This window comes from Brevibacterium limosum (assembly GCF_011617705.1).
GTDB lineage: Bacteria > Actinomycetota > Actinomycetes > Actinomycetales > Brevibacteriaceae > Brevibacterium > Brevibacterium limosum.
On the sequence record NZ_CP050154.1, the window covers coordinates 2,988,352 to 3,006,693 of the forward strand.

The 18,342-nt window shown below is 66.2% G+C and carries 17 protein-coding genes; 7 read left to right on the top strand and 10 right to left on the bottom strand.

What is annotated here, in order from left to right:
* Position 1 precedes the first annotated feature (1 nt).
* On the bottom strand, positions 2-751 hold the full coding sequence (locus GUY37_RS13550) for a demethylmenaquinone methyltransferase (protein ID WP_166826539.1): 750 nt from the start codon (positions 749-751) through the stop codon (positions 2-4).
* Positions 752-833: 82 nt separating this feature from the next.
* Here GUY37_RS13550 and GUY37_RS13555 point away from each other — a divergent pair, with 82 nt between their 5' ends.
* A complete protein-coding gene (locus GUY37_RS13555) occupies positions 834-2,204 on the top strand; it encodes an isochorismate synthase (RefSeq protein ID WP_166826542.1) in 1,371 nt (456 codons plus the stop codon).
* 57 nt (positions 2,205-2,261) lie between these two features.
* On the opposite strand, the gene menD is transcribed toward GUY37_RS13555, so the two are convergent.
* Entirely contained in the window at positions 2,262-4,028 is a 1,767-nt protein-coding gene (menD, locus tag GUY37_RS13560) for a 2-succinyl-5-enolpyruvyl-6-hydroxy-3-cyclohexene-1-carboxylic-acid synthase (protein WP_228278186.1), read from the bottom strand.
* Positions 4,029-4,087: 59 nt separating this feature from the next.
* Between menD and GUY37_RS13565 the strand changes: the two genes are divergently transcribed.
* A complete protein-coding gene (locus tag GUY37_RS13565) occupies positions 4,088-5,704 on the top strand; it encodes an alpha/beta hydrolase (protein ID WP_228278187.1) in 1,617 nt (538 codons plus the stop codon).
* 15 nt (positions 5,705-5,719) lie between these two features.
* Positions 5,720-6,418 carry a hypothetical protein gene (locus GUY37_RS13570; protein WP_166826545.1) on the top strand — a complete coding sequence of 233 codons (699 nt, stop codon included), beginning with the start codon at positions 5,720-5,722 and terminating at the stop codon, positions 6,416-6,418.
* Between the two features lie 22 nt (positions 6,419-6,440).
* On the opposite strand, the gene GUY37_RS13575 is transcribed toward GUY37_RS13570, so the two are convergent.
* Entirely contained in the window at positions 6,441-7,607 is a 1,167-nt protein-coding gene (locus tag GUY37_RS13575; RefSeq protein WP_166826548.1) for an o-succinylbenzoate synthase, read from the bottom strand.
* A 69-nt stretch (positions 7,608-7,676) separates the two neighbouring features.
* On the opposite strand from GUY37_RS13575, the gene GUY37_RS13580 reads away from it, so the two are divergent.
* The 3 genes from GUY37_RS13580 to GUY37_RS13590 are packed head-to-tail and all read left to right on the top strand — an operon-like array spanning position 7,677 to position 10,817.
* Positions 7,677-8,597: a 1,4-dihydroxy-2-naphthoyl-CoA synthase gene (locus GUY37_RS13580; RefSeq protein ID WP_166826550.1), complete on the top strand. Its 921-nt coding sequence runs from the start codon at positions 7,677-7,679 to the stop codon at positions 8,595-8,597.
* 13 nt (positions 8,598-8,610) lie between these two features.
* On the top strand, positions 8,611-9,846 hold the full coding sequence (locus tag GUY37_RS13585) for an AMP-binding protein (protein WP_166826553.1): 1,236 nt from the start codon (positions 8,611-8,613) through the stop codon (positions 9,844-9,846).
* A gap of 38 nt (positions 9,847-9,884) precedes the next feature.
* A complete protein-coding gene (locus GUY37_RS13590; protein WP_166826555.1) occupies positions 9,885-10,817 on the top strand; it encodes a 1,4-dihydroxy-2-naphthoate polyprenyltransferase in 933 nt (310 codons plus the stop codon).
* A 23-nt stretch (positions 10,818-10,840) separates the two neighbouring features.
* Here GUY37_RS13590 and GUY37_RS13595 read toward each other — a convergent pair whose 3' ends face one another.
* Positions 10,841-11,131, bottom strand: a complete 291-nt coding sequence (locus GUY37_RS13595) for a DUF4229 domain-containing protein (RefSeq protein ID WP_152348485.1) — start codon at positions 11,129-11,131, stop codon at positions 10,841-10,843.
* An 84-nt stretch (positions 11,132-11,215) separates the two neighbouring features.
* On the opposite strand from GUY37_RS13595, the gene GUY37_RS13600 reads away from it, so the two are divergent.
* On the top strand, positions 11,216-11,647 hold the full coding sequence (locus GUY37_RS13600) for a PLD nuclease N-terminal domain-containing protein (protein ID WP_166826558.1): 432 nt from the start codon (positions 11,216-11,218) through the stop codon (positions 11,645-11,647).
* A 519-nt stretch (positions 11,648-12,166) separates the two neighbouring features.
* Here GUY37_RS13600 and ccsB read toward each other — a convergent pair.
* The 6 genes from ccsB to hemL all read right to left on the bottom strand — a co-directional run bounded on the left by ccsB (position 12,167) and on the right by hemL (position 18,317).
* The gene (gene ccsB, locus GUY37_RS13605; RefSeq protein WP_166826561.1) at positions 12,167-13,171 is read right to left on the bottom strand and encodes a c-type cytochrome biogenesis protein CcsB; all 1,005 of its coding nucleotides are present in this window, start codon (positions 13,169-13,171) and stop codon (positions 12,167-12,169) included.
* Between the two features lie 131 nt (positions 13,172-13,302).
* Entirely contained in the window at positions 13,303-14,961 is a 1,659-nt protein-coding gene (gene resB / locus GUY37_RS13610; RefSeq protein ID WP_228278188.1) for a cytochrome c biogenesis protein ResB, read from the bottom strand.
* Entirely contained in the window at positions 14,961-15,716 is a 756-nt protein-coding gene (locus GUY37_RS13615) for a cytochrome c biogenesis CcdA family protein (protein ID WP_166829790.1), read from the bottom strand. The genes resB and GUY37_RS13615 overlap by 1 nt, the downstream gene beginning before the upstream one ends.
* Positions 15,717-15,721: 5 nt before the next feature.
* Positions 15,722-16,321, bottom strand: a complete 600-nt coding sequence (locus GUY37_RS13620) for a TlpA family protein disulfide reductase (RefSeq protein WP_166826564.1) — start codon at positions 16,319-16,321, stop codon at positions 15,722-15,724.
* Entirely contained in the window at positions 16,318-16,959 is a 642-nt protein-coding gene (locus GUY37_RS13625) for a histidine phosphatase family protein (protein ID WP_166826567.1), read from the bottom strand. The genes GUY37_RS13620 and GUY37_RS13625 overlap by 4 nt, the downstream gene beginning before the upstream one ends.
* The gene (gene hemL, locus GUY37_RS13630) at positions 16,956-18,317 is read right to left on the bottom strand and encodes a glutamate-1-semialdehyde 2,1-aminomutase (protein WP_166826570.1); all 1,362 of its coding nucleotides are present in this window, start codon (positions 18,315-18,317) and stop codon (positions 16,956-16,958) included. The genes GUY37_RS13625 and hemL overlap by 4 nt, the downstream gene beginning before the upstream one ends.
* Between the last annotated feature and the right edge of the window lie 25 nt (positions 18,318-18,342).

Below are 18,342 nucleotides of genomic sequence, written 5' to 3' on the forward strand. Positions count from 1 at the left end.
GTCAAGGCTTGGTCGGCTCCGCGGTGTCGGCCGCTGCTGCCGAGTCCGTGGTCGCTTCGGCGGGTTTGAGGGCGTGGTGGACGGCGACGATTCCGCCGGTGAGATTGCGGTACTTCACCTGGTCGAAGCCGGCGTCGAGGATCTGGTGGGCGAAGGCGTCCTGGTTCGGCCAGGCGCGGATCGACTCGGCCAAGTAGACATAGGCCTCCGGATTCGAGGACACGGCACGGGACACGGCCGGCAGGGCCCTCATCAGGTATTCCTTGTACACAAGGCTGAAAGCATCGAACGTCGGGGTGGAGAACTCGCAGATGACGAGGCGTCCGCCGGGCTTGAGCACGCGCAGCATCTCGTCAAGGGCCGTATCGACGTCATTGACGTTGCGGATGCCGAAGGAGATCGTGACGACATCGAAGCTGGAATCGGCGAAGGGCAGATCCATCGCATCGGCGTAGATGAAATCGATCTTCGGGTGCCGGCGTCGCCCCTCGGTGAGCATTCCGGTGGAGATGTCCCCGGCCACCACCTCGGCGCCGTGGTGAGTGAACGTCATCGACGAGGTGCCGGTTCCAGCGGCCAGATCGAGTACGCGCTCACCGGGTCCGGCGGCGACGGAATGGGCGACGGTGCGCCTCCAGGCTCGGGCGAGTCCGAAGGAGAGGACGTCATTCGTGAGGTCGTATCGGGACGCGACATCATCGAACATCGACGCGACGTCGGCGGGCTGCTTGTCGAGCTTGGCACGGTTCATGACCACATTCTCTCAACACCTGAACCGGGAGGGCGAATCCGGATCCCGGTCCGCCGACATCCTCGTCTAGAATCGAGGCGACATGACTTTGACTTCCGGCACTTCCGACATCCTCTCCGCCCCTCCGCGCCTGCACGTGCGCTCCCGTTTCGTCGACGACGTCGATCCCGGGCCCGGCTTCCCCTTCGAATCAGGCCTGCCCACGACCGTGGAGCAGACCCTCGAACTGCTGCCGACCGACGGCTTCTCCTGCTGGGTCCGTGATACCTCCGGACTCATCGGCTTCGGCCGCACCCTGCGCATCCGAGCCCGCGGTCCCGAGAGGTTCACCGACCTGTCGGATGCCTGGAAGGCCATCACCGAGGCGGCTGAGGTCGAGGACGAGGTCGATCTGCTCGGCTCCGGACTCATGTGCTTTGCCACGGTCGCGTATTCGGGCGAATCCGCTGTCGATTCGATCATCCACGTCCCCGAGTTCGTTCTCGGTCGTCGCGGCGGCCGTGTGTGGCTGACCTCGATCTCGACAGCCGAGGTGCCTCCTCTGCCGCCGATCCTCCAGGCCGAACCGCTGCAGCGCGTGCACTCCGCCCGCGCCGAGGCCGGGGACCTCGATCCCGAGAGGTGGTCCCGGCTCGTCGAGCAGGTCGCTGACATGCTCACCCCGATCGACACCTCGGCGGAAGTGGACGCGTTCTCGGATGATCCGACTCTGCGCAAGGTCGTCCTCGCCCGTGACGAGGTGGTCACCACCGAGGAGGACATCGACGTGCGTGCGGTGCTCGGCGCGCTCAACCGCAGCTACCCGAGCTGCTGGACCTTCGACATCGCCGGTCTCATCGGGTCGACCCCGGAGCTGCTCATCGGAGTCGAGAACAACAGAGTCACCTCACGTGTCCTCGCCGGGACCTACCGGGTGGAGAAGAACCCGATGGAGGAGATGCCGGCGGCCCGGAAGCTGCTGAGTGCCCACAAGGACAGCACCGAGCATGCATTCGCCATCGCCTCGCTGCAGCGCAGCCTGGGTTCGGTCGCCGAGGATGTCACCGTCGATGAGCGCCCCCACCTGCTGCCCTTGGCCAATGTCATCCATTCGGCCTCGGACGCGCAGGCGAGCCTCTCCCCCGACTCCGGGCTCACCGCCCTCGACGTCGCCGCAGCGGTCCACCCCACTGCCGCCGTCGGCGGGTACCCGCAGGCGAGCGCGGTCGCCCATGTCGATGAACTCGAACCCCTCGACCGCGGCCGTTACTCCGGCCCTGTCGGGTGGATGGACGGGCGCGGCAACGGCCAGTTCGGCATCGCTCTGCGCTGCGGTCAGCTCGAGGATCGCAATCGGATCCGGCTGTATGCCGGTGCCGGGATCATGCCCGATTCGGATCCCGCCACCGAGGTGGCCGAGACGAATGCGAAGCTCGCTCCCATGCGTCGGGCGCTCGGTCTCGACCGAGACTGACTTTCCGTCGTTCACCGTTACTCCCGGCGCTCCAGGTGCCGATGACAGTTCCGAAGCTCAGTGCGACGCGGTCACCTCGATGATGCGGCGGGCGCTCGTGCCTGTGTTCCGCTCTCCGTCGAGCATGCCGAGAGTCGCTTCGAATTCCTCCGCGCCGGTGACCTGCACATGGTCCCAGCCGTAGGCGGCGGCGAGGTCCTCGAATCCGCGTCCGTGCGGGACCGTGAAATACCGTTCCAAGAAGCCTTCGAGGTGGGACTGGGAATGTTCGAGTCCGGAGAAGATCGCTCCCCCGTCGTCATTGAGCACTACGATCGTCACGTTCCCGGCATCTTCGGCACTCGGGGTGAGGAGTCCGCCGATGTCGTGGAGCATGGCAATATCGCCGATGAGCAGGACCACTGGTTCGCCCAGCCCCAGGGACAGCCCCGTGGCGGTGGAGACCAGTCCGTCGATTCCGGCCAGCCCACGCGAGGCGTGGATGCGGGCGCGGATGTCGGTGGCGTCGCTGAGGTAGCGCACCGAGTTCGAACTCGCCACGAACAGGGTGATGTCCTGTGCCGCCAGATGCTCGGTGATCGCCCGTGCGGTCGACTGGAATTCCCTCGCCGAGGCGGGGCCTGAGGATCCGGTGGTTTCCGGTTCCGCGGACCGGTCTGCCCGAGCAGCTGCAACCAGGGACGTCCCGGCTTCGATCCACGCGCGCGCCCAGGTCGGTCCCGAGGCGGCGCTGCTCTGTGCCTCTCCTGCGGCCGTCGAGTTGACGGTCGTCTCATCCGTGACGGTCAGGTCAGCCGCGTCGATGTCGTCGGGCACCCGCTGCACATCCACCGATTCGTCGGCGAGCAGGGCGGCGACGGATCTGGTCAGGGTCGGTTTGCCGTGGACGATGACGGTGCGGATCGCCTCGCGCAGCTCGGTGCGGTCGCCGAGCACGCGGGCATGAGCAGGCACCGAGGGTGAAGGTTCGGCTGCCCTGCCGGCCGAGTGTGTCGACGTCCACGCCAGCGTGCTCGAGGGTTCGGCGAGCATCGGAAGGTGATGGTCGGCGGCCAGCGTCCGCAGGGACTCGGCCGGATGGCCGCCGGCGTCTCCGGCGACGATGACCGTCCCATCGGTGATGGTCACACCGACGCTCGCACGCGGTCCGGGTGCTGCAGAGTCCGGCGCGATCTGTGCAGAACGCCGCCCATCACCCGCCGTACCGGTCTCGATCAACTCGCCGATCTCCTCCGACCACGACCTCAACTCGTCTTCGGTGGGGACGAGCGGGGTGTCGAACTGCACATTGAACTGGACGGGGCCGGCCGCCTCGGCGAGGGTGCCTCCGATTCGCCCCGAGGCCGCGGTCACGGCCCCGGCCACCGCACGGCCGACCGCTTCGGCGGTGTCGCCTGCGGGAATGTCGAAACGGGCACGAACATCCGAGAGCACCTGCGACTGATCATCGATGGTCTGGTTGGCTCCGGTCGCCCGCAGCCGGGCAGGACGATCCGCGGTGAGCGCGAGCAGCGGCAGGTGACCGTACGCGGCTTCGAGGACGGCGGGATGGAGATTGGCCACGGCCGATCCGGATGTCGTCACGACCGCCACGACGGACTCGCTGCCGCGGGCACGCAGACCGCGAGCCAGGCCGAGGGCGAGGAAGGCGGCATCGCGCTCATCGACGCGCACATGAGTGCGGATCAGCCCCGCCTCGGCGAGAGGGGCCACCGCGTAGACCAAGGGAGCGGACCGCGAACCAGGGGCAAAGACGACGTCACTGACCCCGGTCAGGACCAGGCTTCGGGCAATCTGCTGCGCCACCGCGCTCGAATTCGACATCACCTGATATTCAACCACTTGACCACCTGTGGTTCATCTCTGCCCTCTAGCCTCGAGAAATGCGCCGCTCGTTGATCATCGCGATGGGAGCACGAGCCATCCGCACCCTGACCGCGGCTCGCTCCCAGCGCGGACGCTACCCCGCCCGCGACCAGAACACCTCCTTCCTCGGCCCCGAACCCCGCGGGAAGGACGCCCGGACCTGGCATATCCGTGACAAACGGAAACTCTCACCGAGGCTGCGCGAATTCTTCCTCTACTCCCCCGCACTCGGCCGCACCGTCGGGGTGCGTGTGCTGCTGCCGGGTGTTCCCGCCGAGGTCAGCCCCGTCATCTGCCTCTTCCACGGGGGCGGCGACGATTTCCGGTCATGGACGGATTTCGGATCCGCCGAGGAGCTCACCCTCGACTCGCCGTACCTCGTCGTCATGCCCGACGGCGGGGCCGGGACGTATTCGCGACTGGCCGTCGGCAGCGAGGTCCACGACTGGCCGCGCTTCCACACCGAGGAGATCCCGGCCTTTCTCACAGCGAACTTCTCCGTCGACTGGGCACCGGGCAGCCAGCTGCTGGCGGGACTGTCGATGGGCGGTTACGGGGCGATGAAGTACGCGGCCTGGCATCCGGACCGGTACGGTTCGGTCGCCGCGTTCTCCTCTCCCCTGGATCCGCTGTCGACCGTTCCGGCCTTCGACATCATCGCGATGCGCGAAGGCGCCCGGTCGCTGAGCCTGTTCGGTGATCCCGGCCTCGACCGCAGCGAATGGCTGGCGAATTCCCCCTATGCTCTGGCCGAGAATCTCCGCGGTCTCGATCTGTGGTTCAGCGCCGGATCCGGCAGCCTCGAAGGGGCGAAGGATCGCGACCTGCTGGAGTCGATGATCAGCTCTCAGGGCGAGCGCTTCTCCGCCCGTCTCAACGCCCTCGGCATCCGCCATTCCTGGTTTCCGCGCACCAGCGGTCTCCACAACTGGCCGAGCTGGGAACGGGAACTCGGAGCGTGGCTGAAGACGCTCGCCAAACGACGCGACTATGCGAGTTCGGACCGTGACCGGACCGATCGCGTGGCCGATGGCGGACAATTCACCTATCTCAGCGGTCATGCCCTCTTCGACATCCACGGTTGGCGGGTGGAGATCTCCCGTCGTCGCGGGCAGGTCGTGCGCTTCGACGCCGTCAGTGCCGCCGGTTTCTCCCTGACCGGCACCGGCAGCTTCCGTGTACGCACTCCAGCGCTCTTCGATCCCGGCCGACGCTACGACATCAGTGTGTCCGGGCCCGGCGGAGACAACGCCTACCAGCAGAAGGCGGACAAGAAGGGGCGGCTGACGTTCACCGGTCGGCTGGCCGCGGCCATGCACGATCCGATCATCCCCGGGAAGCGCACTGCGCACTTCACCGCGCTGGGACAGGACGAAGTGACCGCGGTGAGGATCTCCTCGGCGCCGGTGGATGCGGCAGAAAACCGCAGGCACAGCTCGGATGAGGTCGACAGGGCGGCGGCCGATCGCCGACACACAGCTGCGGCCGAGGCCGACGGTAAGGCGGCGGTAGACGAAGGGCTGTACACAGCTGATGATCCGGATCAATTACCCGGAGAAACGACGCAAGCGCCCGCTGGCGTCTATATTGAGAGCGGTCGCGAATCGTCGGCCGCTGATTCCTCAGAACGCTGACCAGAGAGGCACACAATGCAACGCATTCTCCCAGCCATCGCTCTCGTCGCCGGACTCTCCCTCGCTGGCTGCACTGGCGGAGGAGACGAGCCGGACCAGAGTACGGACACGGACGGCGGATCCTCGTCGGCAGCCGAAGCGCAGCCGGAAGCCGAGAAGCTGGACGAAGCCCAGCTCAAGGAGATCTTCGAATCGACTCAGGCTGACGGTCAGTCGTTCAAGAACGGCGGCGCCACTGGCGAAATGGCCAAGGCCCTGGAGGGTTCGGAGTTCGAGCCTGCCAAGTGCAGGGACATCACTCTCAACCTGATCGATTCGAAGCTCGTCCAGGGCGGCACGAGTGTGACTGGAGCCTCAAGCGACAACGTCCTGTCTGCGGGCCTCTCCAGCTTCGACAGCGTCGACGATGCTCAGACGCAGCTCGACGGCACTGAGAATGTCGCCGAAGAGTGCAGCGATGTGAAGTTGACGACCGCTGGCCTCGAAATGCAGGTGAAGATGAAAGCTTCTGACCCCGATGTGGCCGGAGCCGATGAGACCGCCGGAATCGTCGCCTCAGTCGAAACCGGAGGACAGACCGCCACCGAGATTCGCTATGTTGCCGCACGTGTCGACAACAACCTTGTCGCTGTGACCAATGTCGCTGATGTCGAAGAAGCGACCGTGACGAATGCCGCTGACGCTTTCGTCGAGTCCGTGAAGAAAGCCGGCTGACTCGGTTCACCCGCGGGTCGGTTCAGGCAGAATCGCCGCAGCTGCGCAGGGCGCTCCAGCAGTCCTGGAGCCGGTCGGCCCACCATGCGAATCGTCCCGGATCCACCGCCAGCTGCTGCAGGCGGTCAGGGTCCGGGACGATTCGCGTCACCGGGATGGCCCCGTCGACCGGAGTCAGGGCCTCGTCCTCGGCGACGACATCGGCGGTGAAGAGTCGGCCGGTGCCCAGACCGCAGGCCACCCGATCACCGAGGATGTCCCGGCTGCGGTCGGTGTGCGGCAGCCCGGCGGCGAGTTCGGCTCCGGCGGCCAGGCCGACGGAGGACTCGAGAGCCGAGGACACGACGGCCGGCAGGCCCGAGGCGCCGATGACGTCGAGGGCCGCACCGACTCCACCCAGGGGCTGGACCTTGACGATGATGACCTCGGCGGCGCCGAGCTCGGCCACGCGCAGCGGATCCTCGGCCTTGCGGATCGATTCGTCGGCGGCGATCACGATCGGCAGCCCTCTCCGAGCGAGTTCTTCGCGCAGCTCTGCGAGCTGCTCGACGCCGGGCACGGGCTGTTCGAAGTATTGGAGATCGAAATCGGCGAATGCCTCACACACATCGACTGCTTCGGTCAACGTGTATCCGGCATTCGCGTCCAGCCGCAGAGTCGTGTCCGGGAAGAGCCTGCGGAACTCCCGCAGCCGCGCCAGGTCATCGTCAAGGGAGGCGAGGCCGTGTTCGGCGACCTTCGCCTTGACGGTGCCGACCCGACCGTAGCGGGACAGGATCGATTCGACCTGATCCGGCGGGCAGGCGGGCAGTGTGCCGTTGACGGCGACGGTTTCACCGCTCCCGTCCGGGGCCGGAACGGAACCGCGCACGGGGTCTGTGGAGTCGGCCGCCTCGGCGAGGGCGGTGTGCTGCGGGATCAGCCCGGAGAATTCGAGGGAGGCGCGCAGCCACCGGCTGGCCTCCTCGATGTCGTATTCGACGAACGGGGAGAACTCCGACCACCCTGCAGGGCCGGAGAAGAGCGCCGCTTCCCGCTCGGTGATCCCCCGGAAACGGGTGACCATCGGCAGCCGCACCACATGCAGATCCTCGATGACCTCAGCGAAGCGTTCGGGCAGATCGAGCGGTGCGGAAGCGACGGGTTCAGGGGCATGTGCACCGGGGTGCGGTCGCGCAGTATCGGCCATGCCCCCAGACTAACGCTCACCGGCCGACCCGGGACCGTGCGGGAAGGGCCAAGCGCTAGGCTTGGGGCCATGACGGTTTCAGACATCTTCGACCCCACGGCCTGGCGCGAAGTCTCCGGCTTCGACTTCACCGATATCACCTATCACCGGGCCATCGACCCCGCCACCGGCGATGACATCGGCTGTGTGCGCATCGCCTTCGACCGCCCCGAGGTCCGCAACGCCTTTCGCCCGCACACGGTCGACGAGCTCTATCGTGCCCTCGACCATGCCCGCCAGACCTCGGACGTCGGCGCCGTCCTGCTCACCGGCAACGGCCCGAGCGAGAAGGACGGCGGCTGGGCGTTCTGCTCCGGCGGGGACCAGCGCATCCGCGGCCGCTCCGGCTATCAGTACGCCTCCGGTGAGACCCGAGAGAGCGTCGACCCGGCGCAGGCCGGACGGCTCCACATCCTCGAGGTCCAGCGTCTCATCCGCACCATGCCGAAGGTCGTCATCGCCGTCGTCCCCGGTTGGGCCGCCGGCGGCGGGCACAGCCTCCACGTCGTCTGCGATATGACCATCGCCTCGGCTCAGCATGCGAACTTCAAGCAGACCGATGCCGATGTCGGCTCGTACGACGCCGGCTACGGTTCCGCGTATCTCGCGAAGATGGTCGGTCAGAAGAAGGCGCGTGAGATCTTCTTCCTCGGCCGCACCTATTCCGCGCAGGAGATGGCCGATATGGGTGCCGTCAACGAGGTCGTCGACCACGCCGAACTCGAAACTGCTGCCCTGCAGATGGCACGCGAGATCCTCGGCAAGTCCCCGAACGCGCAGCGCATGCTCAAGTTCGCCTTCAACCTCGTCGACGACGGGCTCATGGGCCAGCAGGTCTTCGCCGGCGAAGCCACCCGTTTGGGCTATATGACCGACGAAGCCGTAGAAGGCCGCGACTCGTTCCTCGAAAAGCGCGACCCCGACTGGTCACCGTTCCCCTGGTACTACTGAGCCCGGTCCACGCATGACTGCACGCGAACTGCGCCCCGACGAGCTGCCCGACGCCATCGATCGGGCGCTCGCCGGCGAATCGATCCTCATCCTCCCGTCGGATCGGGATGGTGCCGTCACCGAGGCGGCTCCAAATGTGTGGGCCGGTCACGGCCGCGCCCCGGCCCTCATCCTCTTCACCTCCGGGTCGACGGGGACGGCGAAGGCCGTGGCTCTGTCCGCCCGAGCACTGACCACCTCGGCGCGGGCGACCGAACGGTTCCTCTCCGGACCCGGCGACTGGCACCTGTGCCTGCCGGTCAACCACATCGCCGGCTTCCAAGTCGAGCTGCGCGCCCGCTTGGCCGGCCGAGCACCGATCAGAGCCGCCTCGGCGAGGTTCACGGCCCAGTCCTTCACCACAGACGTCGGCGACCTGGTGGAGCGGGCGGGCGACCATCCCACGTACACGTCCATCGTGCCCACTCAACTCCACCGGATCCTCGAGGACGACCGCGCCACCGCGGCGGCGCGACGGGTCTCGCACATCCTCCTCGGCGGGGCGGCGATCTCACCGTCGCTGCTCGAGCGCGCCGAAGCCGCGGGACTGGCGATCGTGCGAACCTACGGGATGAGCGAGACCGCGGGCGGCTGCGTCTATGACGGGGTCCCCTTCGACGGGGTCGAGGTGACCATCACCGAGGCGGGAACGATCGATCTGGCCGGACCCGTCGTAGCCGACGGCTACGTCGAGATCAGCGCCGACCGGACCATCGCCCCGATCGTCTCCCCCGACCTCACCGTCGACGAGGCGGGACGGCCGACCATGCACACCAGCGATCTGGGCCGGATCGATTCCGGCGTGCTCAGTGTGCTCGGTCGTGCCGATGACATCATCGTCTCCGGAGGCACGAACGTCTCCCCTCATGCCCTGGAGACCGGCCTGCTGCCGAGCTGGCAGAAGGCGGGAATAGCCGAGATGCTCGTGACCTGGGTGCCCGACGAGGAGTGGGGAAAACGGATCGTCGCGCTTGTTCGGCTCGCCGACGACAATGGAGCCGGAGCGGAGAATCCGCGAGAATCGGCACAGCGACTCAATGCCCTCGACCACGGGATGACGGGGCAGCTGCTGCCGCAGCTCGTCTTCCCGGTCGCCGAGATCCCCCACCGGTCGATCGGCAAACCCGATCGCAGCGCTGCGGCCCGGATCGCCGCCGATCTCATGACGGCCGGACCGAATACCCATACCGGTGAACAACCGGTAATATAAGACGGCTCCACAACTCAACAGGAAGGGGAGCGAGACCTATGGCTGATGCCGCACAGTGGATTTCTGGAGCTCGACTGCGAACTCTGCCCCTGGCTCTCGCACCTGTCCTCATCGGAACCGGCGCCGCGATCGGTTCTCTCGGCGGATTCACCGCGTTCATCCTCGACGACATCTCCGGCACTGACGACCATGTCAGCTTCGGGCAGATCCTGCTGCGCGGTTTCCTCGCCCTCCTCGTGTCACTGTGTCTGCAGATCGGTTCGAACTACGCCAACGACTATTCCGACGGCATCCGCGGCACCGATGACGAACGCGTCGGACCCGTCCGGCTGACGGCGACCGGACTGGCCGAACCACATGCCGTCAAACGCGCGGCCTTCATCTTCTTCGGTCTGGCCGGAGTCGCGGGCATCGTGCTCATCCTCATCTCACAGGCGTGGTGGTTCCTCGTCGTCGGAGCCGCCGCCGTCGCCGCCGCCTGGTTCTACACGGGCGGCAGACGGCCCTATGGCTATATGGGTCTCGGCGAGGTCTTCGTGTTCGTGTTCTTCGGCCTCGTGGCGACCCTGGGCACGATGTGGATGCAGGTCGACCATCTCAGCCTCAGCGGCTGGGCCGGCGCCGTGGCGATCGGATCGTTGGCATCTGCCGTACTCATGGTCAACAACCTCCGCGACATCCCTACCGACATCGAGGCGGACAAGATCACTCTGGCCGTGAAGATGGGCGACAATGCCGCACGCATCACCTACGCAGTGCTCGTGCTGCTGCCGTTCGCGCTGCTGGCGCTGGCGATCCTCGACGGTCATCCCGCTGTGGCGCTGGCGATCCTCGCCCTCGTCCCGGCGCTCAGTCCGCTCAAGACCGTGCTCAGCGGCACGACGGGCCCAGGGCTGATCCCGCCGATCAAGTCCACGGGACTGACCGGGCTGGCCTTTGCCGGGCTGATGGGCCTCGGCCTGGCGCTCTGAAGCGCCTCGGCCGCGGCCTCAGCTCATTTGGGCTGGTCGCGGTCGTCGCCGAGACGCTCTTCGACGATCTCATCCTCTGCCGCTTCATCGGCGCCGACGCGTTTGGGCTTGGACGCCCGCTTGGCCACCTTCGTTTCGATCTCGGTCGCCGCTCGAGCGCGGAGCTTTCCGAGGAACAGGTAGCTCAGCAGTGCGCCGATGATGATTGCGGCGATTGCCATGACCAGATTGAGGCCGAGGAACGGGAACAGGACGAGGCCGACGGCGATGATGAGGCCGAAGCGAGCGAGTGTGTAGAGCCAGAAGGTGCGCATTGTCCTCATTTTAGCCTCCGATCGTGACAGTCTTGTCACCGCCCGCTGGAGGCCGCGTTCAGGTTGGTGGACTATCCTTGATGCATGGCTCGACTACTCATTGCCGCGATCGTCCTGGCGGCAGCGGTGACACTGTACGGACTCTTCGATTGCCTGTTGCGTGATCGGGGTCTGATTCGAGTCCTGCCCAAACCCGCGTGGGCGCTCATCATCCTCTTCATCCCCGTCCTCGGGTTCATCCTCTGGTACCTGTTCGGACGCGGTTCGGAAGACAAGCCCTCTCGCGGTACCCGCCCTCGCGGGCAGGTCGCTCCCGATGACGACCCGGACTACCTGCGACAGGTCGATCGCGAGCTCAAACTCGGCAAGCATGCGCCTCCGGCTCAGGACGGCGACGAGAAGGAGCCCCCGCGCGAAGACTCCGAGAAGTCGGATGACGACAGCGATCCCGCTGATTCCTCCGCCGACACCGATGACCGGGGAAGCAAGGGAGACGGCCGCGGCCGCTCCAACTGAGCCTGCCCCGCACGCGTCAGCACACAGTCGCCGACTCTGGAGCCCCTTGGGCCACGTCCCGTTCGCAGCGGTGGGGACGCGTTTGAACCACATCTCGTTCGCCGCGGTGGGGCATTCGAGCCAGATCTCGTTCGCCGCGGTTGGGGCACACAGTCACATGTCGACCGTCGGCACGGTCACAGCGGCGTCGTTGCAACGGCACGATCCGACGAATCGGTACACCTTGTTCTGAACTGCCCACCGAAGAACCTGATGAGTTCAGAGAAGACAAGACCACAACCGTCTTCGGCCCGCGCTTCTGTCGGTGCCGAGACCTATTCGGCCCAACCGCGAAATCCCCTCGCTGGAATCACGACTGACGCCGCCGCAGCCAGCCACTCCACGCGTACAGTACGCTGACGGCCCAGTTCGAGGTGAATAGCACACATTTGAACTTGGGCTATTCAACTCGGACTGGGCCGTCAGCAGATCTGGTTGCCGATGCGGTACGTTCGAGCGGCCTGGAGGCGGCCTGACGAGTCAGTCGAGGCCGGAGTACGAGTGCAGGCCGTTGAAGTACATGTTGACGACGGTGAAGTTGAAGATGACCGAGGCGATGCCGATGAGGTTGAGCACGGCCACCTTCGTCGGGCCCCAACCGCGGGTCGCACGCGCGTGCAGGTACGCGGCGTAGATGACCCAGACGACGAACGTCCAGATCTCCTTCGAGTCCCAGCCCCAGTAGCGGCTCCAGGCCACCTCGGCCCAGATGGCGCCGGCGATGAGGGTGAAGGTCCACGTGATGAAGCCGACGGCCGCGATCGTGTACGAGGTGCGCTCCAAGTCGGTGCTCGAAGGCAGACGGTGCAGGAACCGCAGCCACTTCGGATCCTTGGTCTCGTGCACGCTCTTGAGGATCTGGAAGACAGCGAGGATCGCAGAGATGTAGAGCAGAGACGTCGAGAGGATCGCGATCGGCACGTGGATGGCGATCCAGTACGAGTCCAGGGCCGGAATGAGCTTCGCGGCCGGGGTGTAGAAGACGGTGATCGCCAGACCCAGGCACAGCAGCACTCCCCCCGAGACGAACGTCCCCAGGTAGCGCACGTCCTTCTTCGTCAGCACGACGAGGTAGACGATGACGGTGATCGCGGTGGCGGTGAGGACGTACTCCATCATGTTGCCCCACGGCACACGGGAGACAGACAGGGCACGGGTGAGCACTCCGCCGACGTGCAGCAGCATGGCGAGCACGAGCAGTGAGGTGCCGATGCGGGCTCCGCGGTGCTTGTTCTTCCGGGACGACTTCACCGCCCCGGAGTCATCGTCGTCGGGCCGGTCGAGGACCGCAGTCGTTGCCGTCTTCCGGTTCGTCCGCCTCACCGTGCTGGCCTTGGCAGAGCTCGCGATCTCGGACTCCGACGACTTGAGCTCACGCGCGCCGAAGAGATCGAAGGCGTAGAAGATCATGGCGACCGCGTAGACGATCATCGCCGAGATGACCAACTGGTTCGACCACATTGCGAGGTCAGTGTTGACGTCCATTCATCCTCCGCACCACAAGAGTGCTCTTCTATCGCATGCTGTCTGACTGTCCGTACGCCCGCCCGACTCCGTGAAGTAGCCGGAGACGGTACGCACTCCGCGGCTATTCTACTCCGCGTAGTACTTCGGGTTCATCTTTCGTCGTCATCGCCGTCTTCGGGTTCCGGATCGCGCAGGTTCTTCACCAGGTCTGCGACGGCGCGTTCGACCATGGGATCCTCGCCGCGGGCCAGGGCGGCCACCTCGGCGTCGCCGTTCCTGATCCGGACCCACACGCGACGGCGAGGCACGAACAGGGACAGGCCGAGGCCCGCCAGGACCAGAATCGCGCTGATGAGCATGAGTGCCTGCGTCGGGTCCTGGGAGATGTCGACGGCGATGTACTTCTTCACTCCGTCGAAGGTCACCGAACCGCCGTCGGGCAGCTTCTGCGTCTCCCCCTCGGCGAGCTGGATGACGAGCGGATTGCCCGAGTCATCGGTCATCTCCGTCATGTTCTCGGCGTCGAGGGAGTACACGGACTGCGGGACGCCCGAATCGAGGCCGAGGTCACCGGTGTAGCCGCTCATCACGAGGTAGGGGTTGCGCAGTTCGGCGAAGCTCGAGATCAGCTCTCCGTCCTGGTTCTGGGCCGCGGTGGGCAGGAACACCCCGACGAAGCCCATCTGCGTGCCGGCCGAATCCGGGACCTTGATGACGCCCTCGGAAGAATATCCGGGATCTCCTCCGTCCGGGATGAACACCTGCGGACCGGAATGGACGATATCGCCCTTCGCATCGCGCACGGTCACCTCGGGGGCGTAGCCGTTGCCGGTGAGGTAGACGCCGACGCCGCCCACGCGCACCGGTTCGTTGACCTTGAGGACGTGCGATTCGCTGTTCCCGTCCGCCGTCGTCGTCACCTTCGCATCGAAGCTGCGCGGCTGACCGAACTGGTTGCCCGTCGCCTGATCGTCGAAGGTGGAGGTGAAGGAATCGAGTTTGAGTCGGAAGTCGGGCAGATTGTCCGCATCGTAGTAGGAGCCGGGTTCGAAGGAATCGTAGGAGACCAGCGAATTCGAGAACGTCTCACCCTCGACGAGGATGCGCTGACCTTCGTAGCCGAACAGCGATCCGATCGCCATGGTCAGGGTCGCCATGAGCAGGGCGATATGGAAGACGAGGTTGCCGGTCTCTCGCAGATAGCCGCGTTCGGCGGCGATGTGATCGGACTGTCGGTTGATGCGGTACCCGGACTTCTTCAACCGGGCTTCGGCGGCGTCGAGGAACGTCTCATCCGCGTCGTCGCGGGTCTCCGCGCCGCCCTGCGCCGAGGCGAAGGCGGCGTATCCGGGCATCCGGGACAGCCGCCTCGGTGCTTTGGGCGGGGACGAGCGCATCGCCTTCCAGTGCTGCTTCGTCCGCGGGATGATGCAGCCGATGAGCGAGACCATCAGCAGCAGGTAGATCGCGGAGAACCAGATGGACGAGTACACGTCGAACATCTGGATGGTGTCGAGGAACTGCCCCCAGGCACCGTTGTTCTCCAGGAACGTGTTCACACGGCCCGGGTCTTGGATGCGCTGCGGCAGCAGAGATCCGGGGATCGCGGCAAGAGCGAGGACGAGCAGGAGGATCAGAGCCACACGCATCGTCGTCAGCTGGGTCCAGGCCCACCGGCACATCCCGAGGAAACCGAGCTGCGGCTGGGTCACGGTCGACTTCGCGGCAGGTGTCTTCCCTTGCTTCGGCGTCGGTTTCGTGCCCGATTCCGGCTGCGTCTTCTCCGAGCCTTCGGTTGAGCCCGCCACTAGATCACCACTTCGAATCCATTGATGAGACCTTGCAGAGAGGTCATCCACATGTTCCATACGCCGCTGGCCATGAGCACACCGAGGATGATGAGCATGATGCCGCCGGCGCGCACGATCGCGGTCTGATGCCTCCGCACCCATTCGAGTCGTCCGGCGCCCTTGTGGATCGCCAGCGCCAGGAGGATGAACGGGATGCCCAGACCCAGGCAGTAGACGAAGGCGAGGAATGCTCCGCGCCAGATCGTCCCGTCACCGCCGAAGCTCACCGACATGCTCAGCACAGCCGACAGGGTCGGCCCCACACAGGGCGCCCAGCCGAGGGCGAAGGTCGCTCCGAGCACCGGTGCGCCCCAGAGGCCAGCCCTCGGTCGGGCGCGGATGCGATGCTCGTTCTGGAGCAGACCGAAACCGCCCATGAACACGAAGCCGGCGAGGATGACGATGACGCCGAGTATCCGGAGCATGATCGACTGCCATTGGGAGAACAGCGCTCCGAGAGCGGAGAAGCTGGTTCCCAGCAGAACGAAGACGACGGTGAAGCCGAGGACGAACAGGCTGATGCCCACGACCACTCGCCACGTCTGTTTGTCCTTCAGCGAGGATCCGGAGAGTCCGGTGACGTACCCGACGTAGCCGGGCACCAAGGGCAGCACACACGGGGAAGCGAATGAGACGAGTCCGGCCAGGGCCGCCGCGCCGGCAGCCAGCAGCAGCGGTCCCGAGAGAATGGTCTGGGCGAAGTCCGCCCCGATCCCACTCACTCGGCCAGCACGTCCTCGATGAGTCCCTGGAGTGTCGATGCGTCGACTTCACCGACGACTCTGGCCGCGGCCCGGCCCTTCGCATCGAGGACGACCGTCGAGGGGGTGGCCTGCGGGGGCAGGACGCCGGAGAGCAGGGAGACCATCTCACCGTTCGTGTCGAGCATGTTCGGGTACGGCACCTGGTAGTTCTGGATGAACGCGTTGGCCGCAGCGTCCTGGTCACGGACGTTGACGCCGATGAACTGTGCCTCGTCCCCGAATTCCTCGGACACGGACTTGAGGTCGGGGGCTTCCTTCCGGCACGGCGGACAGGCCGCATACCAGAGGTTGATGACGACCGGGGTCGGGCGCAGATCGGCCAGGGACACCGCCTTCCCGTCGAGCGTCTCGAAACTCAGGTCCAGAGGTTCGCCGCGGTCCTCGACCGCCACCTGCGAGACGACTCCCGAACCGGAGACATAGCCCTGGTCGGATCCGGCCTGATCGGCCAGCTCATCGTTCTCGCTGCAGGCGCTGAGGACCAGGGCTGTGCCGGCGGCGACAGCGGAGGTGAAGAGGGCCCGACGATTGAGGGAGCGGCGACCGAAACTCATGCTCCCGCCACCGCGGTGCCCGGCTGCAGATCCGCGCAGATGCTCTCGTAACTCACGGACACCAGTGTGGATGAATCGAATGTGAAACTGGTGATAGAAGCCAGGTCACATTCGCGCCTGCGCGGGTCGTGGACGAGCGAGCGCCCTTCCCCCGACAGGCGGGTCATCCAGATCGGCAGCTGGTGGGAGACGATGACTCCCTCGGCGTCCGGACCGCGGAGGTCGAGCTTGGCTCGCAGGCTGGCCATCGCGGCCCGCATGCGCAGCACGATCTGCTTGTACGGCTCTCCCCAGGACGGGGTGAGCGGGTTGTACAGGCGCACGAAGTTCTTCGGTTCGGCCAGACGTCGCACGCCCACCTTCTGCCCCTCGAAGGAGTTCGCCGCTTCGATGACGCGATCGTCGTCGAACACCGGCAGTCCGAGAGCCTCGGACAGGGGCGCGATCGTCTGCTGGGTCCGCAGCAGCGGTGACGCGACGAGTTCGACCGGCCGGTTCGCCGTCGACGCGAAATGCTCGGCCACACGGGCCGCCATCTCATGCCCGCGCTCGGTGAGACCGAAATGCGGCAGACGACCGTAGAGAATGCCTTCGGGGTTGTCGACTTCGCCGTGACGGACGAGGTGGATGGTGGTCATGACTGCGTCTTTCCGGCCTCCGGCACCGCGGCCGCAGCCTTGGCAGCTGCGGGCAGGGCGGTGATGATCCGGTCGAGGATCTCATCGGTGTGGGCGTAGGACAGGAACCAGGCTTCGAATGCGCTCGGGGGCATGTGGATGCCCTGGTCGAGCATGGCGTTGAAGAACGCCGTGTAGCGGTCGACGTTCTGGGCCCGTGCCTGCTCGTAGTTCGTCACGTCGGTGTCGGTGAAGAACACGGAGAACATCGAGTTCGCGGACTGGATGACGTGGGCGACGCCTTCGGCCTCCAGGCTCGCAGCGACTGCCGGGCGCAGAATGTCCGCGGCGCGACCGATATGCGAGTACACATCGAGTTCGGTGGTGAGCTTGAGCGTGGCCAGCCCGGCGGCGGTGGCCACGGGATTGCCCGAGAGCGTTCCTGCCTGGTAGACGGGGCCGGAGGGGGCGAGATGGGCCATGATCTCGGCGCGACCTCCGAAGGCCGCCGCCGGGAAGCCGCCGCCCATGACCTTGCCGAAGGTGAACAGGTCGGCCGGGCCTTCGGGGTAGCCGAAGGTTTCGGCTTCGAAGCCGTACCAGCCGGCTGCCGAGACGCGGAAGCCGGTCATCACTTCGTCGCTGATCATCAGCGCACCGTGGGCCTTGGTCAGGCGGCGGATGGTGTTCGTGAAACCGTCGCGGGGAGGCACGACGCCCATATTGCCGGGGCTGGCTTCGGTGATGACGCAGGCGATGTCCTCACCGTGTTCGGCGAACACGGCTTCGAGTCCGGCGGCATCGTTGTAGTCGACGACGATCGTGTCCTGCGCCTGGGCTCCGGTGACTCCGGGGGTGTCGGGCAGGGAGAATGTGGCCAGTCCGGAGCCGGCCTGGGCCAGCAGGGAGTCGACGTGACCGTGGTAGCAGCCGGCGAACTTCACGACCTTGGACCGTCCCGTGTATCCGCGGGCCAGGCGGATCGCCGACATCGTCGCCTCGGTGCCCGAGGACACGAGGCGCACCTGGTCGACGGGATCGATGCGGTTGACGATCTCCTCGGCGAGTTCGACCTCCCCGGTCGACGGGGTGCCGAAGGAGAACCCCTTGACGGCGGCTTCCTGGACGGCCGCGACCACCTCGGGACGGGAATGGCCCATGATCATCGGACCCCAGGATCCGATGAGGTCGATGTAGTCGTTGCCATCGGCGTCGCGCAGCCAGGCGCCGGTCGCCTCGGTGATGAAACGGGGGGTGCCGCCGACGGCCTTGAACGCGCGGACCGGGGAGTTCACTCCGCCGGGGATGACCGCCTCGGCGCGGGTGAAGAGGGCGGCGGACCGATCGGTGGTGTGACCGTTCGTCTCTGCTGTCGTCATGGTTCTCCTCTGATTCTTCGCGGGT